Below are 25,160 nucleotides of genomic sequence, written 5' to 3'. Positions count from 1 at the left end.
TGAGGAACCCGGCCCTTCTCGTCGTACGGGGGAGGGGTCAGAACAGCCGCAGCTTGTCGTCCTCGATGCCCCGCATCGCGTTGTAGTCCAGGACCGTGCAGCCGATGCCGCGGTCCGTGGCGAGTACCCGGGCCTGCGGCTTGATCTCCTGGGCCGCGAAGACACCGCGGACCGGCGCGAGGTGCGGGTCGCGGTTCAACAGCTCCAGGTAGCGCGTGAGTTGCTCGACGCCGTCGATCTCGCCGCGTCGCTTGATCTCGACCGCGACGGTCTGCCCCTCCGCGTCCCGGCACAGGATGTCGACGGGTCCGATTGCGGTCATGTACTCGCGGCGGATGAGGGTGTAGCCCTCGCCGAGGGTCTCGATGCGGTCGGCGAGCAGTTCCTGGAGGTGTGCTTCCACGCCGTCCTTGATCAGGCCGGGATCGACGCCGAGTTCGTGCGAGGAATCGTGGAGGATCTCCTCCATCGTGATGATGAGCTTCTCTCCGCCCTTGTTGACGACGGTCCAGACGCCTTCCTCGTCGCCCGCGCCCTCCTTCAGCGTGCAGGGCGGCGACATCCAGTTGAGGGGCTTGTAGGCCCGGTCGTCCGCGTGGATCGAGACGCTGCCGTCCGCCTTGACCAGGATGAGACGGGGGGCGGAGGGCAGGTGGGCGGTGAGCCGGCCGGCGTAGTCCACGGAGCACCGGGCGATGACGAGACGCATGGTCCGCAACGCTATCCGACGCCCCACCGGGCACGCGATTCGCCCGCTCCTCTTCTCCACCACCGTCCACGGGGGCCTCACCGGCCCCGCCCGTTTCGACCTGGTAACCGATTGTTCGGCACGTGCTCGACAGTGGCCGATTGTGTGCCTACTTGGAGTTCCCTATGTGCCCATTCTCCTGGTGCGGTCACGGTCCGTTGCCTACCGTAGTGAACGGGAGGTCGCGATGCGTGTACTCAGCGTGTGCGGTGTTTCGGCATGCGAACTCCCTTTCCCTGTCCGGCAACCCCTGATGTTCCGGGGGTGCGAGAGGAGTACCCATGTCGCTCGACGTCTCACCGGCCCTACTCGAACAGGCCGAGCGAGGCGAGGTCGACGAAGCAGAATTCGTCGACTGCGTCCGGACCTCCCTGCCCTACGCATGGGAGATGGTCAGCTCCCTGGTGGCCCAGCTGAAGGTGGACGGCGGAGACTTCGCCGACAACCAGACGCCCCCGCCGGACGAGCAGGCACGCGGGCAGTTGCTGCGCGCGCTCGCGAGCGACGCCATACGCGGCGCGCTTCAGCGGCACTTCGGTGTTCGGCTGGCCTTCCAGAACTGCCACCGGGTGGCGGTGTTCCCGTTGGAGCCGGCTGTCGATCAGAAGCTCGCCCGTTTCACCTCGGTCCGCAGTCAGGTGCTGAACCAGTCCCCGGAATTCCGGGACTGCTGACACGTGAGCCTGTTGCTTGCCGCTCCTGACGCGGGAGGTTCCATCAGTACGGGAGCGGCAAGCCTCGCGGCCGGCTGGGCTGTTCACCGGAGGTGGGGGAGCACCTCCGAGCCCAGCCGCCGTACGTTCTCCTCGGTGGCCGCCAGGTCGCCGGAACCCTCGACCAGCAGGGCGAAACGCGAGATGCCGGTCCGCTCGCCGGTCGCCGCGAGCCGGTCGGCGCACAGCCGTGGGGTGCCCACCGGGTGCAGCCCGCAGAGCAGTTCGGTGTATGCCACCGGGTCCCGCATGGAGCGGGCCCGGCCGTCCACCGTCACATGCGCGTCGAGGCCCTGCCTCAGCCAGCCCGGCATCGCCTTCACCAGGGTCTCCACCGCGTCGGTGCGCCGGTCCGCGATCTGGCAGACGCCCGCCGAGACGTGCGCGGCGCCCCGGATCTCGTCCCCGGACCGCCCGGCCGCGCGCGCGTACTGCCGCCACGCGGCGACCATCTCGGCCTTCTCCTCGTCCCCCACGTGCATGCCGAGGAGCATCGGCAGCCCGCGCTCGGCGGCCAGCCGTACGCTCGCCGGCGAGGTGCACGCGACGACGACCTCCGGGCCCGAGGCGTCGGTCAACGCCTCCGACGGCCGCGGTACGACGGGGACTTCGCGGAAGCGGAACCGCTCGCCATCGGCCCCCACCGAGGGGTCGCGCAGCCAGCGCACCAGCAGATCGAGTGATTCCGGGAACCCCCGCTCGTACGCCTCCAGGCCCGCGCCGAACACCTCCAGGTCGACCCATGGGCCGCCGCGCCCCACGCCCAGCGAGAAGCGGCCGCCGCTCGTCACGTGCAGCAGCGCGGCCTGCTCGCCCAGGGCGACGGGGTGGACGGTGGGCAGTACGCTGACCGCCGTACCGACCCGGATCCGGTGGGTGCGGCCCAGCAGCAGAGCGGCGAGCGTGACGGCCGACGGGCACGTGCCGTACGGCACGAAGTGGTGCTCGGCCAGCCAGACCGAGTCGAGGCCCGCCTCCTCGGCCACCTCGGCCGAGCGGACCGCGCGGTGCAGCGCCTCGCCCTGGCCCTGGCCGGGGAACTGGGCCCCCAACACGAAACTTCCAACGCGCATGGACTTTCCTGCTTCCTTGGCTCCGACGCGGAGCTCCCCCACCCGGCATAACCGTCCGACACGTGCCGAGGACACGGCCTGGCGGAGAGATTTGCGGATTGTCTGGAGAATGGGACGCCGGGGAGGGCGACTTGTGGGGATGGCTGCCCTACGGATACCCGCGTGCTCGCCGCGTAGGCTGGACGCCACTCCTGCTTCCTGTATAGCCCCGTGAGGTGTCCCGTGTCCCCGCGTCGCAACCGACCCAAGGGTGAGGGCCCCGGCCAGAGCGCCGAGGACGACCGCGCGAGCCGGTACGGCGGCTGGCACTCGGGGGAGAGCTGGCAGGGCGAGCAGTGGAGCGTGCGGCACGTGGCCGGCGCGAGCGCCCAGGGCAAGGCCTACCGGTGCCCCGGCTGCGACCAGCTGATCCCCGACGGGGTGCCGCATGTCGTCGTCTGGCCCGAGCACGCGGGCGTGGACGACCGCCGGCACTGGCACAAGGCGTGCTGGAACGCACGGGACCGCCGCACCCCGGGGGTGCGGCGGTCCCGTAACGCGCCGAGGTTCTGACCGTCAGACGTCGCGCTTCTCCAGCAGGGCGAAGGCGCCGCCGAGCACCGCGGCGGTCACGCCGAGCGCGATCCACAGCGGGTCCCAGCCGCTCGGCCCGCTGTCGCTGAGCGAGGACGAGTAGAAGACGCTCATCTGGCTCGGGATCGAGTACTCGAACAGGGCCTGGCGCAGGTCTTCCAGCGAGGACGAGAACATGAAGATCGCGATGACCAGCGGGGCCAGCAGGACGCCGATCATGATGGTGATGGCGCCGGCCGAGTGCCGGATGACCGAGCCGACGGCCAGCGAGATCAGCCCGAGCAGCGCGATGTAGAGGGACACGCCGAAGGTGGCCTTGAGCCACTCCGAGCCGGTCGGCTGCCGTGCGTCGCCCAGCATGCCCACGTCCACCATGGCGACGAAGCCCGAGGACACGAGCGTGACGACGAACGCGACGGCGAAGAAGACGACCGATTTCGCGGCGAGCACCCGGCCGCGGGACGGGCAGGCCACCATCGTCGTGCGGATCATGCCGGTGCCGTACTCCGAGGCCGTGGTCAGCACGCCGAGCGTGATGATGCACATGCTGCCCAGGAGCAGCCCGAAGAAGCCGAACGACAGGGCGGTGTCGTTCGCGAGGTCGCCCTCGGTCGCGTTCGCGGAGACGATCGCGCCGGCCAGCAGTCCGATGCCGACGACGAGCAGCACGAACACGCCCAGCGTCCACATCGTGGAGCGCACCGAACGGATCTTCGTCCACTCCGAGGCGATGGCGTGCCCGAGGTGCGTGCGCACGATCGGGATCGGCGAGGTGTAGGCGGGGCCGGCCGCGGCGTACGCGGGACCGGGCGCCCCCTGCCAGGCGGGCGCGGCCTGCGGCGACGGGTGCTGCGGGGTGCTCATCGGGCGTCCTCGGACTGGGTCGGTGCTGCGTCGGGAGCGGGAGCGGCGGGAGCTGCCGGGGCGGGCGCGGGCGGCGCCTTGTCCAGGGACGCGGCGGCCGGGGCGGGCGCCGGAGCCTGGGTCACGGGTGCGGCGGGGGCCTGTGCGGGCGCCTGCGCGTACGGGTTGGCCCCGTTCGGGCCGGGTGCCGTGCCGGGTGCCCCGGGGGCGCCGTACGCCCCGTAGGGGGCCGCAGGCGGCGTCTGGGCCGGCTGCGGGGGCGCGTATCCGGGATGCTGCGGGGGCGGCGGGGCGTACCAGCCCGGCTGGCCCTGGCCCGGCACCGGCATGGGCGGTTGCGCGCCCGGCGGCAGTTGCTGCTGGAGGCCGGCCTTCTGGTCGATGGTCGACCGGTAGTCGACGGCGCCCTGCGTCATCCGCATGTACGCCTCCTCCAGCGACGCCTGGTGCGGCGACAGCTCCCACAGCCGCACGTCGGCCTCGTGGGCGAGGTCGCTGATGCGGGGCAGCGGCAGCCCGGTGACCCGCAGCGCGCCGTCCTGCTCGGGCAGCACATGGCCGCCCGCCTCGGTGAGCGCGGAGGCCAGCTTCTCGCGCAGCTGGGGGTCGGTGTGCGGGGTGCGGACCCGCGCGAAGTCGGCGGAGTTGGCCGAGATGAAGTCCTTCACGCTCATGTCGGAGAGCAGCTGACCGCGTCCGATGACGATCAGGTGGTCGGCGGTCACCGCCATCTCGCTCATGAGGTGGGAGGAGACGAACACCGTGCGGCCCTCGGCGGCCAGCGACTTCATCAGGTTGCGCACCCAGAGGATGCCCTCGGGGTCGAGGCCGTTGACCGGCTCGTCGAAGAGCAGCACCTGCGGGTCGCCGAGCAGGGCCGCCGCGATGCCGAGCCGCTGGCCCATGCCCAGGGAGAAGCCCTTGGAGCGCTTGCGCGCCACGTCCTGGAGGCCGACCACGCCGAGGACCTCGTCGACCCGCCGGGCCGGGATGCCGGACAGCTGGGCCAGGCTCAGCAGGTGGTTGCGGGCATGCCGGCCGCCGTGCACCGCCTTGGCGTCCAGCAGGGCGCCCACCTGGCGGGCGGCGTTCGGCAGCTTGCGGTACGGGTAGCCGCCGATCGTCACCGACCCGGAGGTCGGGTTGTCCAGGCCCAGGATCATCCGCATGGTCGTCGACTTGCCCGAGCCGTTCGGCCCGAGGAAGCCGGTGACCGCACCGGGCCGTACCTGGAAGGAAAGGTTGTACACAGCGGTCTTGTCGCCATAGCGCTTGGTCAGGCCGACTGCTTCGATCATGCTCCGCACCCATCGAAAGGTTCAGGACAGCAGGGCACACGCCCCCGTAAGGGTTAGGAGACTATCGGGGCGCTGACGGTTCCGCTCAAATGAAAGCAAAGCCCAAAGCGTTACGCGTCGCGTTTCTTCAGCAGCAGGTAGCCGCCCGCGAGCGCGGCGAGGGCCCACAGCGCCATGATGGCGAACCCGCCCCAGGGCCCGTACGGGGTGTCGTCGTCGATCGGCGTGACCACCTGCATGATCTTGCTGCCGGCCTGGTCGGGCAGATACCGGCCGATCTTCTTCGTCGCCGAGACGTTGCCGAGGATGTTGGAGATCAGGAAGAAGAACGGCATCAGGATGCCCAGCGACAGCATCGGCGAGCGCAGCATCGTGGCCACACCCATCGAGAACACGGCGATCAGCGTCATGTACAGACCGCCGCCGATGACCGCCCGCAGGACACCGGTGTCCCCGATCGACGCCTTGTGGGAGCCGAGCATGGCCTGCCCCAGGAAGAACGTGACGAAGCTGGTGGCCAGCCCCACGGCCAGCGCGAGCCCGGTGGCCACCGCGATCTTGCTGAACAGGAAGGTGCCGCGCTGCGGCACAGCGGCCAGCGAGGTCCGGATCATGCCGGTGCTGTACTCGTTCGACACGACCAGCACCCCGAACACGATCATCGCGAGCTGGCCGAGGCTCATCCCGGCGAAACTGATGAACGTGGGGTCGAAGGAGAGCCGGTCGTCGCGGCTCATGTTGTCGAACTCGTGGCTCGACAGCGCCGAGATCAGCATGCCGAGGGCGATGGTGACCACCACGGCGAGGGAGAGCGTCCACACCGTGGACGCCACCGACCGGATCTTGGTCCATTCGGACCGGATGACCTGGGTCGCCGCCATCATCAGCTCCTCGTCCAGTCGTCGCCCCACTGCTGCCGGGGCGGTGCGGGGGGCGTGCCCGTGATCGGGGCCGTCAGCGCGTCCGCGGCCGGGTCCGTGTGCGCGTGGTACTCCACCGACTCGGCCGTCAGCTGCATGAACGCCTCCTCCAGCGAGGCCCGCTGGGGGCTCAGCTCGTGCAGCACGATCCGGTGCTGCGCGGCCAGCTCCCCGATGTGCTCGGACTTGCCGTCGTCGACCTCCAGCACCCCGCTGCCGGTCTCGACGACCAGGATCCCGGCGCCGTGCAGCACATCGAGCAGCCGCTCCCGCTGCGGGGTGCGGATACGGACGAACGAGCGCGAGTTCTGCGCGATGAAGTCGGCCATCGAGGTGTCGGCGAGCAGCCGGCCCTGTCCGATGACGACGAGGTGATCGGCGGTCAGCGCCATCTCGCTCATGAGGTGGGAGGAGACGAACACGGTCCGCCCCTGCGCGGCGAGGGACTTCATCAGGTTGCGGATCCAGTGGATGCCCTCGGGGTCGAGACCGTTGACCGGCTCGTCGAACATCAGGATCCGGGGATCGCCGAGCAGCGCGCCGGCGATGCCCAGCCGCTGCCCCATGCCCAGCGAGAACCCCTTGGCCTTCTTCTTCGCCACGGACGTGAGACCGACCGTGTCCAGCACCTCGTGCACCCGGCTCTTCGGGATGCCGTTGCTCTGCGCCAGGCACAGCAGGTGGTTGAAGGCGCTGCGCCCGCCGTGCATGGCCTTGGCGTCCAGCAGGGCGCCGATATAGGTGAGGGGGTCCTTGAGCCGGTCGTAGTGCTGCCCGTCGATCCGGACGTCCCCCGCGGTCGGCCGGTCGAGGCCCAGCATCATCCGCATGGTGGTGGACTTGCCGGCACCGTTGGGACCGAGGAAGCCCGTGACGATGCCCGGTCTGACGGTGAAGGTGAGGTTGTTCACCGCGACCTTCTCGCCGTACCGCTTCGTCAGGCCCGACAGCTCGATCATGCGGCCACGCTAAAGCGCGACAAAGCCCTCTGCCACCGGAGTGGCGGAGGGCTTCGCCGATGTTCGGTCGCCGTACCCGTGGACGTTACCGGGACTGCTGCGCCGGGACCCCGCGGGAGATCGGCTCGTCGTCCGTGGACGGCGTACCGGCCGCGGCCACCGCGGCGCCGGTCAGCGTGGCGAGCATCTCGCGGACGTTCGTCAGCTGGGCGTTGATCGAGTCGCGGCGGTTGGTGAGGGCCGCCAGCTCGCGCTCGGATTCGGAACGGATCCGGTCCGCCTTGGCATTGGCGTCGGCCACGATGTCCTCGGCCTGGCGCTGCGCCGTCTCGACGGTCTGACGGGCCCGGCGCTCGGCGTCGGTGCGCAGCTTCTCGGCCTCCAGCCGCAGCTGCTCCGCGCGGTGCTCGATCTCCGCGAGACGCTTCTCGGCCTTCTGCTGACGGGACGCCAGGTCGCGCTCCGACTGCTCGCGGCGCTTGGCGAGGTTGGTCTCGAAGTCGGCGGCGGCCTGTGCGGCCTTGGCGCGGGTCTCCTCGAAGAGGGCGTCCGCCTCCTCACGCTTCGACTGCGCGTCCTTCTGCGCCTCGGAACGCAGCTGCGACGCGTCGCTCTTGGCCTTCTCGACGATCCGGACGCCCTCGTCCTCAGCCTTGGACTTGCGCTCCGCGGCGAACGACTCCGCGTCGTTGCGCACCTGCTGGGCCGCCGACTCGGCGAGCTCACGGTGCTGCTCGGCCGCGCGACGGGCCTCCTCGCGCAGATCCTTGGCCTCTTCCTCGGCGAGGCGGAGGATCTTCTCGACACGCGCGCCGAGACCGGCGTACGACGGTTCCGCGTCGCTTACCTGGGCCTGGGCGTTCTGCGTCTCGAGGTGGAGCTCCTCGATGCGCTTTTCCAGAGCAGTGATACGGGCCAGAGCGCTGTCACGGTCGGAGACGAGCTTCGAGATGCGTTCGTCCACCTGAGCGCGGTCGTACCCACGCCGCACAAGCTCGAAGCCGTAGGGGGAAGTGTCGCTCATGGGGTTCCTGTCGAATGAGACCGGTGAGGTGATAGGTGGAATCCTAGGGCCCGGAACGGTGTGTCATCGAGCGTATACGTGTTTGATCTGGAGAATGACACCCCTTTTGGGTGGCTGAGCGGCAGAGCGCTTGCCAAAGGTCCGGTCAAAGGCGCGAGACTTTAACGCAATTCACACATTCCGCTAGCCGTCCGAAGCCTTCCCGCCCGATCGGGGCGCCCCGATCGTGGCGCCCGCCTTGACGCCCCCGTCCTTGCCGCCGGTCGGGACCTCGAAGGACTCCAGCGCCTCCAGCACGTCCTGGACCCGGGAGATCTCGGCGTTGATGTCCTCCCGCCGGCGCACCAGCACCTCCAGCTCGCGCTTGCCCTCCTCGACCGTGCGGCGGGCCTCGCGGATCGCCTCGGCCTTGAGCTCCTCGGCCTCGCGTACGAGCGTCGCCTTCTTCTGCTCGGCCTCCTTGAGGAGCCCCTCGGCCTTCTTCACGGCGGCGATACGGACCTTGCCGGCCTCGGAGTTGGCGTCCGACACCAGCTCCTTCGCCTTCGCCTGCGCCCTGGCGAGCTGCTCCTCGGACGCCTTGATGAGCGCGTCGCAGCGGTCGCCGGTCGACTTCATCGTCTCGGCGGCCTCGCGGCGGGCCCGCTCGTGCAGGCCCTCGACCTCGCTCGTGATGCGGTCGCGCAGCTCCTCCGCCCGCTCCCTTATCGCGGTCGCGTCCCGGCGGGCGCCGACCAGCAGCTCGTCGGCGTCGGTCCGGGCCTTCTCCACCCGGGAGTTGCCGTCGACCGTCGCCTCGGAGACCAGCCGCTCCGCCTCGTTGCGGGCCGCGCCGACCATCGAGTCGGCCTGCGCCTCCGCGTCCGCCGTGACCTGCTGCGCCTGCTGCTGTGCCTCGGTGAGGAGCTTGTCCGCCTCGGCCGCGGTCTCCGTGATGAGGGTGTCGACCTGCTCGGCCGCCTCGGAGCGCCGCTTGTTGGCCTCCTTGCGGGCCTCGTCCAGCGTCGAGTCGGCCTCCTCGCGGGCCACGCTCATCAGACGGTCGGCCTCCGCGGCCGCCTCCGTCCTGACCCGCTCGGACTCGGCGCGGATCCGCTCGGCGTGCTGCTGCGCGGAACCCACCGTCTCGGCGGCCTCGGCGCGCAGCCGCTCCGCGTCCCCGGCGGCGTCCGAGATCAGCTTCTCCGCCTTGGCGACCGACTCGGCCCGCAGCCGGTCGGCCTCCGCGATCGTCTCGGACTGGAGGCGCTCGGCCTCGGCGATGGTCTCCGTCTGGAGCCGCTCCGCCTCGTTGCGGGCCTCGGTGATGAGGGTGTCGGCCTGCGTCGCCGCGTCCGAGCGGATGCGGTTGGCGTCGTCCCGGGCGTCCGCGCGGGTGCGCGACGCGTCCTGGTCCGCCTGGGCGATGGCGTCCGAGACCTCGGTGCGGACCCGCTGGGCGTGCGCGGACGCCTCCGAGCGCAGCCGCTCCGCCTCCGCGATCGCCTCGCCGACGGTCTGCTCGGCCAGCGCCTGCGCGGCCTCCGCCGCCTCGCTCGCCTCGCGCCGCACCCGGTTCGCGTCCTCGGCGGCCCGCTCCTGCACCGCGTAGGCGTCGGACCGGACCCGGTCCGCCTCCTCCTCGGCCTCGCGCCGGGTACGTTCCGCCGCGTGCTCGGCGGCGGAACGCAGCCCGTTGATCTCGTCCTGCGCCTGCTCGTGCAGCCCGGCGACGGACTCCCGTACCTGCTGCGCGTGCTGCTCGGCCGCCGACACCATCTCGTTGGCACGCCGGTCGGCCTCCTCGACCAGCCGGACGGCCTCGGTCTGCGCCTCGTCCACGCGCTTGCGCGCCGAGGCCAGCAGTTCCTCGCTCTGCCGGCGGGCCTGCTCGCGCTCCTGGTCGGCCTCCTGGCGGGCGGAACCGAGGAGCTCCTCGGCCTCGCGGCGGCGCCGGAGCGCCTCCTCCTGGGCGGCGGCCAGCGTCTCGGACGCCTCGGTCGCGAGCCGCTCGGCGGCGGCCTGCGCCTCCGCGCGCACCCGGTCGGCGGTGTCCTGCGCCTCGGTCTTCAGCCGCTCCGCCTCGGCGGCGGCCTCGGAACGCAGCCGTACGGCGACGGCCTCGCCCTCGGCGCGCGAGGCGGACGCGTCGGCGGCGGCCTCGTCGCGCAGCCGGTCCACCTCCGCCCCGGCCTGCTGCTGGAGTACGCGGATCCGCTCCGCGGCCTCCGAGCGAAGCCGTTCGGCCTCCTCGCCGGCCTCGCGACGGATCCGCGCGGCCTCCTCCCGGGCGTCGGTCAGCGCCTGCTCGGCGGAGGCGAGCCGGGACTCCGCCTCGGTGTGCAGCCGGGTCAGCTCCTCGGCGGCCTCGGCCTGCCGGGCCTCGACCCCGCGCTCGGTCTCCTCGCGCAGTTCGAGCGCGGCCTGCTCGGCGTTGGAGGTGATGGTCTCGGCCAGCTCCACCGCCTCGTCGCGCTGGCGCTCGGCCTCCGCGCGGGTCCGCTCCAGCGTCTCCTCGGCCTGCCGGCGCAGCGTGGTGGCGCGCTCGATGGCCTCGGTGCGCACCTTCTCGCTGTCCGAGGTGGCCTTCTGGCGCAGCTCGTCCGCGTCGGCCTTCGCCTTGGACAGCAGCTCCTCGGCGGTCCTGGCCGCCTCCTCGATCTGCTGGACGGCCTCCTTGCGGGCCTCCGCGCGGATCTTCTCGCCCTCGGCGACCGCGTCGGCGCGCAGCTGCTCGGCCTCGCCGCGCAGCCGGCGGGCCTCCTCCTGGAGCTCGACCGTCTTGGCGCGGTACTCCTTGGTGTCGTCCTTCGCCGAACCCTTGAGCTGCTCGGCGATGTCGTGCGCCTCGGCGCGCAGCCGGTCCGCCTCGGTCTCCGCCTCGCGACGGATCCGCTCGGCCTCCTCGGCGGCGGCCTTCGTGGTGTTCTGCGCGTCGGCCTGTGCCTTGTTCAGCACGTCCTCGGCGGTCTTCGCCGCCTTCGACAGCTGGGTCGCGCTCTCCTCGGCGGTGAGCGTGCGGGCCTTCTCGGAGGCCTCCGCGACGATCTTCTCGGCCTCGGCGCGGGCGTCGGCGACGAGCTGCTCGGCGTCCGCCTTGGTGGCCTCTGCCTCCTTGGTGGCCTCGCTGACCAGCCGGGCGACCTGCTCCTTCGCCGTACGGGTGCGCTGCTCCTTGGCGGCCTCCGCGCCGGCGAGTGCCTTCTCGGCGGTGGCCTTCGCCTCCGCGAGCACCTTGTCGGCCTCGGCCTGCGCCTTGCGCAGCGCCTCCTCGGCCTCGGACATGCGCTGCTCGGCGGCGCGGCTGAGCTCACCGGCCTGTCGGCGGGCCGCGTCGGACTCCGTGACGGTGGAGGTGCGCAGCTGCTCGGCGTGGTCGCTGGCCTCCTGCGCCTGGCTGGAGGCGGCGTTCAGCAACCGTTCGGCGTCCGTGCGGGCCCGCAGCAGCAGCTGCTCGGCCTCCGCGCGGGTCGCCTCCGCGTCGGCCTGGAGTCGCTGACGGGCCTCCGCGGCCACCCGTTCGGCCTCGGCGCGGGCCGCGGTCAGGGCCTGCTCGGCCTCGGCCCGCGACTCGTCGAGGAGGCGGCGCGCCTGCGCCTCGGTGCGGGCCCGCAGCTGCTCGGCCCACGCCACGTTCTCGTTGACGTGCGACTCGACGTTCTGCCGGCGCTCGGCCAGCTCCTGGTCGAGTTGCTGACGACGGGCCACCGCCTCCTGGTGCAGCTCCGCCTGGAGCCGGGCCGCCTGTTCGGCGTGCTCCTGGAGGATGCGCTGCGTCTGGGCCCGGGCCTGGCTCAGTTCCCGTTCGGCGTCCTGCCGCAGCTGATCGGCCTGCATCTGCGCGTTACGCAGCATCTGCTCGGCCTGGTACCCGATGTCGCCGCCGTCGAAGGCGGGCCGGGACATGATGGTGCGACGCGCCTCGTGCAACTTGGCGCGCAGCACCTCGACCTGGTAGCCGAGGTCCTCGGCATGCTGGATCGCCTTTTCCCGCTCGGTCTTCAGCCGCTTCATCTCGGCTTCGAACCGAGTCAGGTGGTCGACGTCAGCCGCCGGCTCCCGCTCCTGGCTCTCGTAGCCCCGCACTGCGCGGTCCCATCCGTCCCTGGTCGCATGCTTCCCGTACGAGCTCCGTCCATCCGCCGAACGGGGCTCCCGGGGAATGGTGTCAGATCAACGACGGAGCATGGGCTGCTGCCCCGACGCTCGTCCCCCGACACCCGGACCCCGGCTGCGTCCCGCCGCCGTACGGCAGGACCGGGTCGCCCCGGTGTGAGCGGCGACCGCCCCCAACCCTACCGGCCCATATGTACGAGGGTCAGTGCTCAGGTGACTCAACGGCCGCCGAAGTGACCAGTTCTGTCAGTACTCCGTGGCAATCCTTGGGGTGCAGGAAAGTGATTCGTGACCCCATGGAGCCGCGTCGCGGCTCTTCGTACAGAACGCGTACGCCCTTGTCCTTGATGTCCGCGGCGTCCGCGTCCACATCCGCCGTACCGAAAGCGATGTGGTGGACGCCCTCGCCGTTCTTGTCGAGCCACTTGGCGACGGTGGAGTCCGGCCGTGTCGGCTCCAGCAGTTGCAGGTAGGACGCCCCGCCGTCGGACGTATCGTTGATCTTGAGCATGGCCTCGCGCACGCCCTGCTCCTCGTTGACCTCGGAGTGGAACACCTCGAAGCCGTACGTGGAACGGTAGAACTCGACGGTCGTGTCGAGGTCGTGGCAGGCGATCCCGATGTGGTCGATTCGCGTCAGCATGGTGTCAGTGGAGCGCGAGCGCGGTGGTTACGCAACGTGCGCGCGATCACACTGACGGCCCGATGACGGCACGGAGTGCCACTCAGTACATTCGAAGTAAACCCTCGTTCACTCCTCGGCCCGTGCAAGGCCGGTAAGGGGAATCGCAGCTCATGACTGAATCGACTGGCTCCAACGGCACGACCTCGGTGATCGTCGCGGGCGCGCGGACGCCCATGGGACGGCTGCTGGGCTCCCTGAAGTCCTTCTCCGGAGCCGACCTCGGCGGCTTCGCGATCAAGGCCGCCCTCGACCGTGCGGGAATCGGCGGCGACCAGGTGCAGTACGTGATCATGGGGCAGGTGCTCCAGGCCGGGGCGGGGCAGATCCCGGCCCGTCAGGCCGCGGTCAAGGCCGGCATCCCGATGAACGTCCCGGCGCTCACCATCAACAAGGTGTGCCTGTCGGGCCTCGACGCGATCGCGCTGGCCGACCAGCTGATCCGCGCGGGTGAGTTCGACATCGTGGTGGCCGGCGGTCAGGAGTCCATGACCAACGCCCCCCACCTGCTGCCGAAGTCCCGCGAAGGCTTCAAGTACGGCGCGATCGAGATGCTCGACGCGATGGCGTACGACGGTCTCACCGACGCCTTCGAGAACATCGCCATGGGCGAGTCCACGGAGAAGCACAACACCCGGCTCGGGATCGCGCGTCCCGAGCAGGACGAGATCGCCGCGCTGAGCCATCAGAGGGCCGCCGCCGCGCAGAAGAACGGCGTCTTCGAGGCCGAGATCACCCCGGTCGAGATCCCGCAGCGCAAGGGCGAGCCGGTCGTCTTCAGCAAGGACGAGGGCATCCGCGCCGACACCACGGCGGAGTCCCTGGGCAAGCTCCGTCCGGCGTTCACCAGGGACGGCACGATCACCGCGGGCACGTCCTCGCAGATCTCCGACGGCGCGGCGGCCGTGGTCGTGATGAGCAAGGCCAAGGCCGAGCAGCTGGGCCTGTCGTGGATCGCCGAGATCGGCGCCCACGGCAATGTGGCGGGACCGGACAACTCGCTCCAGTCCCAGCCCTCGAACGCCATCCTGCACGCCCTGAAGAAGGACGGACTGGAGGTCTCCGACCTCGACCTGATCGAGATCAACGAGGCCTTCGCCGCCGTGGCGGTGCAGTCGATGAAGGATCTCGGCGTGTCCACGGACAAGGTGAACGTCAACGGTGGTGCCATCGCCCTGGGTCACCCGATCGGCATGTCCGGTGCCCGCCTGGTCCTGCACCTGGCCCTGGAGCTCAAGCGCCGGGGCGGCGGCGTGGGCGCGGCCGCGCTGTGCGGCGGCGGCGGTCAGGGTGACGCGCTGATCGTGCGGGTGCCCAAGGCCTGAGGCCTGCCGCACGTCTCGTGCGCGTCTCACCCGGAACGGATCGACAGATCGAACGGATCGAACGGAGCTGTGATGCAGGACGTCTCCTCGCTGGTCGCCCAGGCCAGGGAAGGCCGGCCGCGGGCCGTGGCCCGGCTGATCTCCCTGGTGGAGGGGGCGTCCCCGCAGCTCAGGGAGGTCATGGAGGCGCTGGCCCCGCTCACCGGCAACGCGTATGTGGTGGGCCTGACCGGCTCACCGGGCGTGGGCAAGTCCACGTCGACGTCCGCGCTGGTCACCGCCTACCGCAAGCAGGGCAGGCGGGTCGGGGTGCTGGCCGTCGACCCGTCCTCGCCGTTCTCCGGCGGTGCCCTGCTCGGCGACCGCGTCCGGATGTCGGAGCACGCCTCCGACCCGGGCGTGTACATCCGCTCGATGGCCACCCGCGGTCATCTGGGCGGTCTCGCCTGGTCGGCCCCGCAGGCGATCCGGGTGCTCGACGCGGCGGGCTGCGACGTGATCCTGGTCGAGACGGTCGGCGTCGGTCAGTCGGAGGTCGAGATCGCGTCGCAGGCGGACACGAGTGTCGTTCTGCTGGCCCCCGGCATGGGTGACGGCATCCAGGCCGCCAAGGCCGGGATCCTGGAGATCGGCGACGTGTACGTCGTCAACAAGGCGGACCGGGACGGTGCCGACGCCACCGCCCGTGAGCTGAACCATATGCTCGGCCTCGGGGAGGCCCGCGGTCCCGGGGACTGGCGCCCGCCGATCGTGAAGACGGTCGCGGCCCGCGCCGAGGGCGTCGACGAGGTCGTCGAGGCACTGGAGAAGCACCGCGCGTGGATGGAGGAGCACGGTGTCCTCACCGAGCGGCGCCGCTCCCGCGCGGCCCGCGAGGTCGAGACGATCGCCGTCACGGCCCTGCGCGAACGCATCGGGGACCTGCACGGCGATCGTCGGCTGAGCACTCTCGCCGAGCGCATCGTCGCCGGTGAACTGGACCCCTACCGGGCGGCGGACGAACTGGTGGCGGGGCTGACACAGGGCTGAGGGCGACGGGCCGACCCGGGGCCGACGCGCGGCCGGTGTGCGAAGGCGCCGACGAGCACCTCGCCGAAGGCGTCGCCGGCGTCCGGGCCGCGCTGATACGGTCATGTCCATGTTCCTCCTCCTGGCATAGGGGCCGCCCCGGCCCGCGAACGGTGAGCGGCGTCCGCCGCACCGTCTCGCGGCGATCAGGCGTCCCCTTTCTCCTGCCATGAGTCGAGGAACTCCTCATGTCCGCTTCGCCTGCGGTGCGGCCTTCGTATGCCGTCGTCCTGCGCGTTCCGCACGCCCGCCGTACCTTCGCCGCCGCCCTGACCGGACGGCTGTCATACGGGATCGTCCCGCTGTCCTTGATGCTCGCCGTGACCCGCTCGTCGGGCTCGTACGCGGTGGCGGGCACCGTGATGGCCCTGTTCGGGGCCACCACCGTCTTCCTGTCGCCCGCCAGGGCGGCCCTCATCGACCGGCACGGGCCGTGCCGGGCACTCGTCCCGATGACCGCCGCCTACCTGGCGGTCCTCGTCCTGCTGACCCTGACCCTCGCCCGTCCGGCCGGCACCTCGGCCGCCGTGCCGGGGGCCCTCGCCGCCACCGCGGGCGCCTGCGTACCGCCGCTGGGGCCGACCATGCGGGCGGTGTGGGGGAGGCTCACCCCGGACCGCGCGCTGTTGCAGCGCGCGTACAGCCTCGACGGGGTCGCCGAGGAACTTCTCTTCGTCACCGGACCCCTGCTCGTCGGCGTGCTCGTCGGCTTCGCACCGCCGACCGCGGGGATCGTCGTCGGGGCGGCCCTCATGGCCGTGGGCACGGCCGGGTTCCTGTCCTCGCCGGCCGTGCGGGCGGTGGGGCCGCAGCGGGCCAGCGCACGCCGGGGCGGCGGCGGTCTGCGCGGGCTCGGGCGGCCGGTGGCCGCCGTCGCGGGCGTGGGACTGGCGTTGGGTGCGGTCGATCTGCTGGTCGTGGCGTTCGCCGAGCGGCACGGGCACGGGACCGGCGGGGCGAGCGCCGCCTGGGTGCTGGCCGCGCTGTCGGCCGGCAGCGCCGTCGGAGGGCTGCTCAACGGGGCGCTCACCTGGCGGGCGTCGACCGGGGCGCGGCTGCCGCTGCTCACGGCGGGGCTCGGGCTGACGCTGTGCGGCGCGGGACTCGCGCCGGGGCTCGGCACGCTGGCCGCAGCCGTCGCGGCCGCCGGGTTCTTCGTGTCGCCGGCGATCACCACGGCCTATCTCATCGCCGACGAGACGGCCGCGCCGGAGGCCCGGGTGCGGGCGGGGGCGTGGGTCAACACGGCCGTCAACGCGGGCAGTACGGCCGGTACGGCGATCGCCGGAGCGCTGGCCGGGTCCCTTCCGGTGGCGGTGTGCTTCGCGCTGACCGGAGCGGTGGTCCTGCTGGCGGCGGCCGCCGTCGCCCGCGGCTCCTGGCGGGGCGCGAACGATCTCGTACCCCTCGCCTGACCGGGGCTGGGGCGGGAGCGCGGGCCCGGGTCGTGTGACGCCGACAGGCGGAGCCCTGTGGGAGCTCCGCCTGTCGGTCGCTGAACCGACCGTTCGCACCGATCGCCTGAACCGATCGGTCTGGATCGCGGGCCGGGATCGATGGGCCGGGATCGATGGGCCTGGGCCGATGGGGTCCGGGCCGATCGTCTAGCGGTCGTCCCTCACGGGCGTCCGCGCTGCCCGCGGAGGTGTTCCGCGACGGGCTTCAGGGCCTTGGAGAGTTCGGTCGTGGCCTCGGGCGAGAGCAGGTCGATGAAGTGCCGCCGCACGGATTCCACGTGATGGGGCGCGACCTTCTGCATCGTCTCCAGGCCGTGCTCGGTCAGGACCGCGTACAGGCCGCGGCGGTCGGACTCGCAGTTCTCGCGGCGCACCAGGTTGGCGCTCTCCATGCGGGTGATCTGGTGCGAGAGACGGCTCTTGGACTGGAGGGTGGCGGACGCGAGGTCGCTCATCCGCATCCGGACGCCCTCCGACTCGGAGAGATTCACCAGGATCTCGTAGTCGTTCATGGTCAGGCCGAACGGTTGGAGATCCTTTTCGAGCTGGTACGTCAACAGCCTGTTGACCTCCAGGTGGGTGCGCCAGGCGCACTGCTCCGCATCGGTCAGCCAGTGTGTGGCCGTTTCGGTCTCCATAGATGAAGTCTACCTAAAATGTTGAAAGGCGAACTAGTGACGGTGGTGTGACGGCGCGCACGCGTTCGATGTCACACTCCGCAGACTACCGCTCACAGCCCGAAGCGACGCTGGAGGTCTCCCAGCTGTCCGGGAAGGCGCGGTGCGCCGGTTTGCGCTCCGTGGCCACCGTGCCCACCTGGCACGGCGCCCCCGCCGGGCACTCCCGGCTCGTGCGGAACCGCCCCCGTCGCCTGCTCGGCCATGAGCAGCTCGGTCGACTGGAGCAGCACCGTCCCGGCCCCCACGAACTCGAACTGGTGCTCCTCCCCGGAAGCCCCTCCGAGGCCTGTCAGCGCACGTAGACCGCCCATCAGGCCGGTCATGTACCCGTGGTCGTAGTGATGGCAGGGAGAGGGGCAGTCGGCCCAGCCGACGAGTGCCTGCGGGTCGACCCGGATCGGGGGTTCCATGAACACCACCGGACCGTTAGATGCGGCGACGAACTTGCCGGTTCCGATCAGCGTCAGAAATCCCGGCACGATCGACTGCTTGAGCGACAGAGTTGGCTGAAAAGCGAGCAGATTGCCCGAGCGAATGGTCAGGTTGCCGTCGTCCAGGTCGTACGAATTCACGTCGAAGGCCCGGTCGGCGAGGAGCATCTTGCCCGAACCCTCCGCCACGACCCAGTCGCTTGCGTGCAGAGGCGAATGAAACGAAGTGCGCACCAGACGGTCCAGCCGGCCGTGTCCGATGCCGTTGAAGTCGATCGACCCGTAGTAGGCGATCATCTTCCCCTTCTGGAGGAACCACTGGCTCCCCTTGAGCTCCACACAGAAGGTGTAGCTGTTCACGTTGTCGTCGACCGGCAAGGTCATCGGGTCGTGCACCGTCGGGCCGCCGCCCGGAGCCCCGTACATGCTCACAGCTTCTCCTCGGACGCCTGGACGAACACCGCACCGCTGCCGCTCAGCTCGAGCTGGAACGCCTCGCCGGAACCCCGGCCCACCATGTCCCGCCAGCCCAGCGCCGTCGACAGTTTGTTGCGGACGTCGCCGTGGTGGGCGACGTAGGCCTGGGGGTCGACATGGACCGGGCGCTGCGGGGTGATCGGCACCTCGAAGACTCCGCCGTGGGCCATCACGGCGACGGCCCCGTGCCCCTTGAGGGTGGTGGTGAACAGGCCCTGTCCGCTGACCTGGCCGCGCACCATGCCCATGACCCCGCCCTGGGAGCCCAGGAACATCGTGCCCTGCTGGAGGGTGCCCTCGAAGGCGAGCAGGCGGTCCGCCTCGACGTACAGGGTGTCGCCGGTGAGCCGGATGACCTGGACGTGGTGGCCGCCGTGCCCGAAGAGGACCGTGCCGCTGCCCTCGACGGTCATCAGGGGGGTGTCCTCGTTGGCGAGCCGCCGCCCGATCATGGACATCACCCCGCCCTGCCCGCCCTGGACGTTGGGGGTGAAGGCCACTTCGCCGCGGTAGGCGAGCATGGCGCCGCGCTGGCTGAAGAGCCGTCCGCCGGGGACGAGGGTCGCCTCGACCATCTTGGAGTTGATCTCACGGAAGGTCATCTCACACATCCCCCGCGATCGTGTTGCGCTCGCTCGGCTGGACGTACACCAGGCCGTCCCCCTCGAACCGGATCTGGAAGGCCTCACCGCCGCCCTCACCCATGAACGTGCGGAAGGTCACACCGGACTGGAAGGACTGCCGGACATTGCCCTGGTGCGCGACATAGGCGCCGGGGTCGACGGTCAGCGGGTACTGCGGGCTGACGCGCAGCACCACGGCGGGGCCGTCCGAGGTGATGGCCGCCTGGCCGGTGCCCTCGACGGTCGTCGTGAACAGTCCGTTGCCCTGGGTCGCGCCGCGCATCCCGGTGAAACTCGTCCCGGTCCTGAGCCCGGCGTCGGTCGCGAGCAGGTTGCTCGACTCGACGTACAGCTTGTCCCCCCGGAGCTGGACGAGATTGATCTCGGAGGCGCGATCGGCCAGCCAGCACGTCCCCTGCCCTCTCACCTCCATCATGGTCATCTGCTCACCGGTGAGCCGCCGGGTGACCATCCCCCGGATGCCCTCACCGCCGCCGCTGAGCTTCTTGAACGCCATCTGTCCGTCGTACGCGACCATCGAGCCGTTCTTCGCCTTCACGGCGTCCCCGGTCATGTCGACGGCCAGCACCTTGCTGCCTTGGAGTCGAAACATCGCCACGCGGCGAAGGTATCGGCCGGACGGGTGTGCCGAACAGCACCCGAGGATGGAGAACGACCCTGAACGCACCCCTAGGTGAACCGTTTGCCACAATGGACGAACGCTTGTGCGTGCATTCACAAACCGCCCTGTTCGCCGCCGTACCTCCCCCCGAAGGTGATCCGTGGACCTGAAGACAGCCTCCGCCCTCCGCCGCCTGCGCCTGGTCTCCGCCCCCGAGGCCGTTTCCTTCATCCTGCTGCTGATCTGCTCGGTGCTGAAGCGGACCACGGACTTCAACGCGGTGCCCGTGATGGGCATGGTCCACGGCGTGCTGTTCGTCCTGTACGTGCTCTTCTGGGCGGACGCCTGGAACCGCGCGAAGTGGTCCTTCGGGACCGCGGCCCTCTACTTCGTCCTGTCGGTCCTGCCGACCGGCGGCTTCTTCGCCGAGCGCAAGCTGCGCCGTGAGGCCGAGGACGCGGTCATCGCCTCCCGCGCCCGTCAGGAAGCGGTGGCGAAGGCATGATCGTCGCGTTCTCGGTCACGCCGCTGGGTGTCGGCGAGGACGTCGGCGAGTACGTCGCCGACGCCGTCCGGATCGTCCGCGCGTCCGGCCTCCCGAACCACACCGACGCCATGTTCACCTCCATCGAGGGGGAATGGGACGAGGTCATGGACGTCGTCAAACGCGCCGTCGCAGCCGTCGAGGAGCGGGCCCCTCGGGTCTCCCTTGTCCTCAAGGCGGACATCCGTCCCGGTGTGACGGACGGTCTGACCTCGAAGGTGGAGACGGTGGAGCGGCATCTGCAGGAGCGCTCGGAGTAGCGGAAGCGACGGCGTCGGGACACCCGTTTGGGCAACAGTCGCTCGAACGGGCCATATCGGATGGGGTTGCGGCCGGTGCCGCCTGGCTAATGTCACCCGAGGCCGATCAAGTTCCGCGCCTGGCGTGGCATCCAAGAGGAGTGTGCGGTGGCAGGGCGGCGCGGACCGGGACCGGTCGGCAGGGCGGTCACGGCGTTCCTGGTGGCGGCATCGCTGGCGGTGGTCTGTGTGGGGGAAGCGCCCCCACCGCGCGCGTGCGCGCTCGCCCGGGGCGAACTGACCGTGGACGACCTGCCCGCCGGCTCCTCCGTGCTCGACTGTGCCGCCGTCGGCCGTGTCGTCACCCATGAGGGCGCCGGAGTGGCGGTGCCCGAGCCCGGCACGACGGTCAGTGTCGACGCGCTCACGGCGGACGGGGCGGGGCACGATTTCACCCTGAGGGTCGCCGCCGACGGCACGGTCTCCTACGCCTACGAGGCGGAGCCGGCCCGCGCGGCGGCAGCCGTCGCCGGGGCCCGCGCCGACGCCCCCGCCCCCTGCGCCGACGGCGCCTACTCCACCGAGGGCCGCAAGGAGTACGGCACGTACGAGTGGTTCATCGGCGACGGCCCCCTGCCGGGCCGGCTGTCCCACGCCGAGGGCCGGCGGGCCTTCGAGGACGCCATCGCCACCATCACCACGAGCCGCAACGACTGCGGCTTCGACGACAGGGTCGCGGCGAAGGCGAGGTTCCTGTCCGGGACCGGCAACGAGGCCGGCATCGACCGCGCGGCCCGCTGCACCCGGCGGGACGGTCTGAGCGTGTGGGACGCGGGCGACATCGGCGGCGAGGCCGTCGCGACGACCTGCTCCTGGAGCCGCCCGGTGCCCAATGGACCCGAGGAACTGCTCGAGGCCGACGTCCGCTTCAACACCCACGACTTCCCGTTCACGAACCGCCCGTCCGGCGCCTGCACGCACGCGTACGACATCCGCAGCGTCGCCACGCACGAGGCCGGGCACGTCTTCGGCCTCGGCCACTCCGGCCCCGGGCACGAGAACCTCACCATGTACGCGGACTCCTTCGCCTGCTCCACGGGCGCCCGCACGCTGGGCAAGGGTGACGTCCTCGGCCTGCGCAGCCTCTACTGAGCGCCGCCCGCCACCAGCGCCATCCCCAGCGGCGTCCGCTCGTACAGCACCTGGTGGCCATAGCGCCGGGACACCAGCAGCCCTGAGTCGCGCAGCACCGTCAGGTGCGCGGAGACCGAGGACGGGGCGAGGCCCAGCCGGTGGGCGAGGGCGGAGGTGGTCGCCGGATCGCCGAGCGCGCCGAGCACGGAGGCCCGGCCCCGGCCCAGCAGCCGGACGAGCGCCTCGGGGGAGTGGGCGGTGGTGTCGGTCCACAGGCCGCCGATGCCCCGCGCCGGGTAGACCAGCGTCGGCTGCCAGGGAGGGTCGAAGCCGCTCACGACGTCCGGCCACGCGAACACGCTCGGCATCAGGACCAGCCCCTGCCCGCCCAGGTGCCGCTCGTGCTCGCCGTTCGAGGCGATGGTCAGGGTGCCGGCCCGCCAGCCGCACCGCCGGTCGATCTCCGGCAGCAGCCCGCCCAGGCCGACCTCGGCAAGCCGGCGCGAGTGGAAGGCGACATCCGCCTCCAGCAGGGCGCGCAGCCGGGGCCAGTCCGGCGCGAGGAGGGTGTGCCAGACCTCCGCCAGTACGCCGGTCAGCTCCCGGATCATCCGCTCCGGATCCGCCAGCCAGGCCCGTCCCCGGGGCGATTCCAGGGCGCCGGGGGTGTCCGCGAGCGAGCGGGCGGTGTCCGCGCGAGCGGCCCGCGGGTCGGCGGCCAGGACCGCGGCGATCTCCTCCTCGAACCCGGCCGCGGGCCCGACCGGCGGCGGGCACAGCCAGTCGGGGGTGTGGCCCCGACGTGGCATCAGCAGCCAGAGCCCGGTCAGGTCGAGCGCCTGAGCGGCCGTACGGACCCCGCGCAGCCAGGGCGCGTGGTAGGCGTGCCGGTCGGGCCGCTTGAGGGTGCGCACGACCTCCTGCGTCTCCCACAGCGGGGACACGGCGAAGCGGCAGCGCAGGAAGTCGTCCTCCCCGAAATGCAGGTGTGACGGCACGACCTCACCTCTCGAACATTCGGCGGTGCCCGAAACTCTAGGGCCCGCGCCCTCCTCCGGGCACGCTCCCGCCATGCCGGAAGTGACGACCCCCTCGACGACAGAGACACCGGAGCCCTCGGAAACCTCGGAGCCCTCAGAGCCGTCAGCGCCCTCGGAGCTCCGAGAGCTCTCGGAGACGCCGAAGACCTCGGGAACCACGCAGACCTCGGGAAGCACGCAGACCCCGAAGATCACCCAGACCCCGAAGACCACCCAGACCCCGGACACCCCGGCCACCCCCGGGCCCGGGGCTCCGTCCGCCGGTTACCTCCGCGTCTTCGCCGTCCGTGAGTTCCGGGCCGTCTTCGCCGCCCACCTGCTGTCCATGCTCGGCGTGATCGTCGCCGAGATCGCGCTGTCCGTCCTCGTCTACGACCTGACCGGCTCGCCGCTGATGAGCGCCCTGGCCTGGGCCCTCGGCTTCCTGCCGTACGTCGTCGGCGGCACCCTGCTCGCCGGGGTCGCCGACCGCCTCCCGGCCCGGCGGGTGCTGGTGGGCTGCGACCTGGTGTGCGCGGTGTGCGTGCTGCCGATGACGGCGTCGGGCGCGCCCCTCGCCCTGCTGCTCGCGCTGCGCTGCTGTCTCGCCGTCGTCTCGCCGGTCTTCGCGGGCACCCGGATGGCGACCCTCGCGGACATCCTCGGCGACGGCGACCTGTTCGTCCTCGGCCGCTCCCTGCTGCGTATCACCGCGCAGAGCGCGCTGCTCGTCGGCTTCGGACTCGGCGGGCTGCTGCTCACGGTCGCCTCGCCGCGCCAGGCCCTGCTCGTCACCGTCGGCACCTTCCTCGCCTCCGCCGCGCTGCTGCGGTTCGGCACCCGGAGCCGCCCCGTCCGTGCCCGGACCGGCGGCGCCCTGGTCACGGACTCCCTCAAGGGCGCCCGGCAGATCCTCGCCGACCGGCGGGTGCGGGCGCTGCTGCTGCTCTTCTGGGTACCGCCGGCCTTCACGGTCGCGCCCGAGGCGCTGTCCGCGCCCTACGCCGACGGTCTCGGCGTCGGCTCCACCGGGCTCGGTCTGCTGATGTGCGCGCTGCCGGTCGGCACGATCGCCGGCGAGCTGTACGCGGGCGCCCGGCTGCGCCCGGTCACCCGTGAGCGCGTCGCGCTGCCGCTCGTCTGTGTGACCCTGCTGCCCTACCTCGGCTACGCCCTGCATCCCGGCCTCGCGGTCTCGCTGCTCCTGCTGGTGGTCTCGGGCGCCGGCTCGGCCTACACCCTCGGCCTCGACCAGTGGATCGTCCGGGACGTGCCCGATGAGCTGCGCGGACGGGCCATGACGCTGCTCACCGCCGGGCTCATGACGTTCCAGGGGGTCGGTATGGCTCTCGCCGGGATCGCGGCGGAGCTGGTGGGGGTCGCGGCCGCGGTCGCGGGGGCCGGTGTGCTGGGGACGGTCTGCTGCGTACTGGCGGCCGTGGAGGTCCGCCGGACCGAAGGCCGAGACGGGGCTGACCGCGATATGACCGGCCGGTAAGGTCTGGAGGCGTGCCGAAACCGCCCAGTCTCGCCTTCGACCCCATCGCCCGCGCCGACGAGCTCTGGAAGCAGCGCTGGGGGAACACGCCGTCCATGGCCGCGATCACCTCGATCATGCGCGCGCACCAGATCCTGCTCGCCGAGGTGGACGCCGTGGTCAAGCCGTACGGCCTGACCTTCGCACGCTTCGAGGCGCTGGTGCTGCTCACCTTCTCCAAGGAGGGCGAGCTGACCATGTCGAAGATCGGCGAGCGCCTCCAGGTGCACCCCACCTCGGTGACGAACACCGTCGACCGCCTGGTGAAGTCGGGCCTGGTCGCCCGGCGGCCCAACCCCAACGACGGCCGCGGCACCCTCGCCGTCATCACCGACAAGGGCCGCGAGGTCGTCGAGGAGGCCACCCGGGACCTGATGGCGATGGACTTCGGTCTCGGGGTGTACGACGCGGAGGAGTGCGGGGAGATCTTCGCGATGCTCAGGCCGCTGCGGGTCGCCGCGCACGACTTCGACGAGGAGTGAGGGAGCCGGCCCCGGCAGGAGTGACCCGGGGCAAGATCTCCCGGAACGGGTCGTTACGCTCGTCGGCATGAAGAAGAGCGTGCTGACCCGCTACCGCGTCCTGGCCTATGTCACCGGTGTGCTGCTGGTCCTGCTGTGCCTGGGCATGATCGCCAAGTACGGCCTGGACGTCGACGGGGCCGCGGACTTCACCCGCGTCGTCGCCATCGCGCATGGCTGGCTCTACGTCCTCTACCTGGTCTTCGCCTTCGACCTGGGCTCCAAGGCGAAGTGGCCGGTCGGCAAGCAGCTGTGGGTGCTGCTGGCCGGGACCGTGCCGACGGCCGCCTTCTTCGTGGAGCGCAGGATCAGCCGCGAGCTGGAGGGCCGGATCGCCGACGACGCTCCCGTGCCCGCCAAGGCCTAGACCCGCCACGGTCCCACCGTCGTGCCCGGGCCGCGGAAGCGCCGCGGCAGGGCCGTACGGGGGCTGTATCCGCGCCGCACACGCGTGTGTGCGGCGCGCGGACACGCACAGTTACCAGGATGTCCTACCAAGAGCCATCGACATTTACTTGGACGTCCTAGTAAATT

The 25,160-nt window shown here is 71.3% G+C and carries 25 protein-coding genes; 11 read left to right on the top strand and 14 right to left on the bottom strand.

Annotation, left to right across the window (positions count from 1 at the left end):
* Positions 1-37: 37 nt before the first annotated feature.
* Entirely contained in the window at positions 38-709 is a 672-nt protein-coding gene (gene nucS / locus OG440_RS11300; protein WP_406006716.1) for an endonuclease NucS, read from the bottom strand.
* A gap of 320 nt (positions 710-1,029) precedes the next feature.
* Here nucS and OG440_RS11295 point away from each other — a divergent pair, with 320 nt between their 5' ends.
* Complete coding sequence (locus OG440_RS11295; RefSeq protein WP_406006715.1) at positions 1,030-1,422, top strand: SCO5389 family protein; 393 nt, start codon at positions 1,030-1,032, stop codon at positions 1,420-1,422.
* 83 nt (positions 1,423-1,505) lie between these two features.
* Here OG440_RS11295 and OG440_RS11290 read toward each other — a convergent pair whose 3' ends face one another.
* A complete protein-coding gene (locus OG440_RS11290) occupies positions 1,506-2,534 on the bottom strand; it encodes an LLM class flavin-dependent oxidoreductase (RefSeq protein ID WP_406006714.1) in 1,029 nt (342 codons plus the stop codon).
* A 222-nt stretch (positions 2,535-2,756) separates the two neighbouring features.
* Here OG440_RS11290 and OG440_RS11285 point away from each other — a divergent pair, with 222 nt between their 5' ends.
* On the top strand, positions 2,757-3,086 hold the full coding sequence (locus OG440_RS11285) for an ATP/GTP-binding protein (RefSeq protein ID WP_406006713.1): 330 nt from the start codon (positions 2,757-2,759) through the stop codon (positions 3,084-3,086).
* A 3-nt stretch (positions 3,087-3,089) separates the two neighbouring features.
* On the opposite strand, the gene OG440_RS11280 is transcribed toward OG440_RS11285, so the two are convergent.
* The 7 genes from OG440_RS11280 to mce form a co-directional block, all read right to left on the bottom strand.
* Positions 3,090-3,971 (bottom strand): ABC transporter permease subunit, encoded by an 882-nt coding sequence (locus OG440_RS11280; protein WP_406006712.1) that lies wholly within the window; start codon positions 3,969-3,971, stop codon positions 3,090-3,092.
* A complete protein-coding gene (locus OG440_RS11275) occupies positions 3,968-5,269 on the bottom strand; it encodes an ABC transporter ATP-binding protein (RefSeq protein WP_406006711.1) in 1,302 nt (433 codons plus the stop codon). Before OG440_RS11275 ends, OG440_RS11280 begins: the two co-directional genes overlap by 4 nt.
* Before the next feature lie 110 nt (positions 5,270-5,379).
* Complete coding sequence (locus OG440_RS11270) at positions 5,380-6,150, bottom strand: ABC transporter permease (protein WP_406006710.1); 771 nt, start codon at positions 6,148-6,150, stop codon at positions 5,380-5,382.
* A gap of 2 nt (positions 6,151-6,152) precedes the next feature.
* Positions 6,153-7,148, bottom strand: a complete 996-nt coding sequence (locus OG440_RS11265; RefSeq protein WP_406006709.1) for an ABC transporter ATP-binding protein — start codon at positions 7,146-7,148, stop codon at positions 6,153-6,155.
* Between the two features lie 85 nt (positions 7,149-7,233).
* Complete coding sequence (locus OG440_RS11260; RefSeq protein ID WP_256911601.1) at positions 7,234-8,172, bottom strand: cellulose-binding protein; 939 nt, start codon at positions 8,170-8,172, stop codon at positions 7,234-7,236.
* A 183-nt stretch (positions 8,173-8,355) separates the two neighbouring features.
* Positions 8,356-12,237: a polarized growth protein Scy gene (gene scy, locus OG440_RS11255; protein ID WP_406006708.1), complete on the bottom strand. Its 3,882-nt coding sequence runs from the start codon at positions 12,235-12,237 to the stop codon at positions 8,356-8,358.
* Positions 12,238-12,469: 232 nt separating this feature from the next.
* Positions 12,470-12,910 carry a methylmalonyl-CoA epimerase gene (gene mce / locus OG440_RS11250; protein WP_406006707.1) on the bottom strand — a complete coding sequence of 147 codons (441 nt, stop codon included), beginning with the start codon at positions 12,908-12,910 and terminating at the stop codon, positions 12,470-12,472.
* A 152-nt stretch (positions 12,911-13,062) separates the two neighbouring features.
* Here mce and OG440_RS11245 point away from each other — a divergent pair, with 152 nt between their 5' ends.
* From OG440_RS11245 to OG440_RS11235, 3 genes are all read left to right on the top strand, one after another.
* The gene (locus OG440_RS11245; protein ID WP_406006706.1) at positions 13,063-14,274 is read left to right on the top strand and encodes an acetyl-CoA C-acetyltransferase; all 1,212 of its coding nucleotides are present in this window, start codon (positions 13,063-13,065) and stop codon (positions 14,272-14,274) included.
* Between the two features lie 72 nt (positions 14,275-14,346).
* Positions 14,347-15,303, top strand: coding sequence for a methylmalonyl Co-A mutase-associated GTPase MeaB (gene meaB, locus OG440_RS11240; RefSeq protein WP_406006705.1), 957 nt, complete (start codon positions 14,347-14,349; stop codon positions 15,301-15,303).
* A gap of 227 nt (positions 15,304-15,530) precedes the next feature.
* Positions 15,531-16,757 (top strand): MFS transporter, encoded by a 1,227-nt coding sequence (locus OG440_RS11235; protein ID WP_406006704.1) that lies wholly within the window; start codon positions 15,531-15,533, stop codon positions 16,755-16,757.
* A 203-nt stretch (positions 16,758-16,960) separates the two neighbouring features.
* Here the strand turns inward: OG440_RS11235 and OG440_RS11230 are convergent, their stop codons facing one another.
* The 4 genes from OG440_RS11230 to OG440_RS11215 form a co-directional block, all read right to left on the bottom strand.
* Positions 16,961-17,437: a MarR family winged helix-turn-helix transcriptional regulator gene (locus tag OG440_RS11230; protein WP_406006703.1), complete on the bottom strand. Its 477-nt coding sequence runs from the start codon at positions 17,435-17,437 to the stop codon at positions 16,961-16,963.
* Positions 17,438-17,529: 92 nt separating this feature from the next.
* Complete coding sequence (locus OG440_RS11225; RefSeq protein ID WP_406011318.1) at positions 17,530-18,336, bottom strand: AIM24 family protein; 807 nt, start codon at positions 18,334-18,336, stop codon at positions 17,530-17,532.
* 2 nt (positions 18,337-18,338) lie between these two features.
* Positions 18,339-18,989 (bottom strand): AIM24 family protein, encoded by a 651-nt coding sequence (locus OG440_RS11220; protein ID WP_406011317.1) that lies wholly within the window; start codon positions 18,987-18,989, stop codon positions 18,339-18,341.
* A 1-nt stretch (position 18,990) separates the two neighbouring features.
* Entirely contained in the window at positions 18,991-19,623 is a 633-nt protein-coding gene (locus OG440_RS11215; protein ID WP_406011316.1) for an AIM24 family protein, read from the bottom strand.
* A gap of 169 nt (positions 19,624-19,792) precedes the next feature.
* Here OG440_RS11215 and OG440_RS11210 point away from each other — a divergent pair, with 169 nt between their 5' ends.
* The 3 genes from OG440_RS11210 (at position 19,793) to OG440_RS11200 (ending at position 21,567) form a co-directional block, all read left to right on the top strand.
* On the top strand, positions 19,793-20,137 hold the full coding sequence (locus tag OG440_RS11210; protein WP_406006702.1) for a DUF3817 domain-containing protein: 345 nt from the start codon (positions 19,793-19,795) through the stop codon (positions 20,135-20,137).
* Positions 20,134-20,436 (top strand): MTH1187 family thiamine-binding protein, encoded by a 303-nt coding sequence (locus tag OG440_RS11205; protein ID WP_406006701.1) that lies wholly within the window; start codon positions 20,134-20,136, stop codon positions 20,434-20,436. Before OG440_RS11210 ends, OG440_RS11205 begins: the two co-directional genes overlap by 4 nt.
* 147 nt (positions 20,437-20,583) lie before the next feature.
* Positions 20,584-21,567: a matrixin family metalloprotease gene (locus OG440_RS11200; RefSeq protein WP_406006700.1), complete on the top strand. Its 984-nt coding sequence runs from the start codon at positions 20,584-20,586 to the stop codon at positions 21,565-21,567.
* Here OG440_RS11200 and OG440_RS11195 read toward each other — a convergent pair.
* Positions 21,561-22,547, bottom strand: a complete 987-nt coding sequence (locus tag OG440_RS11195; protein ID WP_406006699.1) for a DUF5937 family protein — start codon at positions 22,545-22,547, stop codon at positions 21,561-21,563. The genes OG440_RS11200 and OG440_RS11195 overlap by 7 nt on opposite strands.
* A 73-nt stretch (positions 22,548-22,620) precedes the next feature.
* Between OG440_RS11195 and OG440_RS11190 the strand changes: the two genes are divergently transcribed.
* The 3 genes from OG440_RS11190 to OG440_RS11180 all read left to right on the top strand — a co-directional run bounded on the left by OG440_RS11190 (position 22,621) and on the right by OG440_RS11180 (position 24,993).
* Positions 22,621-24,066: an MFS transporter gene (locus tag OG440_RS11190; protein ID WP_406006698.1), complete on the top strand. Its 1,446-nt coding sequence runs from the start codon at positions 22,621-22,623 to the stop codon at positions 24,064-24,066.
* Positions 24,067-24,077: 11 nt separating this feature from the next.
* Positions 24,078-24,587 (top strand): MarR family winged helix-turn-helix transcriptional regulator, encoded by a 510-nt coding sequence (locus OG440_RS11185; protein WP_406006697.1) that lies wholly within the window; start codon positions 24,078-24,080, stop codon positions 24,585-24,587.
* 67 nt (positions 24,588-24,654) lie between these two features.
* Positions 24,655-24,993, top strand: a complete 339-nt coding sequence (locus tag OG440_RS11180) for a DUF3817 domain-containing protein (RefSeq protein WP_406006696.1) — start codon at positions 24,655-24,657, stop codon at positions 24,991-24,993.
* Positions 24,994-25,160: the final 167 nt, after the last annotated feature.

This window comes from Streptomyces sp. NBC_00637, assembly GCF_045161545.1.
Taxonomy (GTDB): domain Bacteria; phylum Actinomycetota; class Actinomycetes; order Streptomycetales; family Streptomycetaceae; genus Streptomyces.
This window is presented reverse-complemented; position numbering and strand designations above follow the sequence as displayed.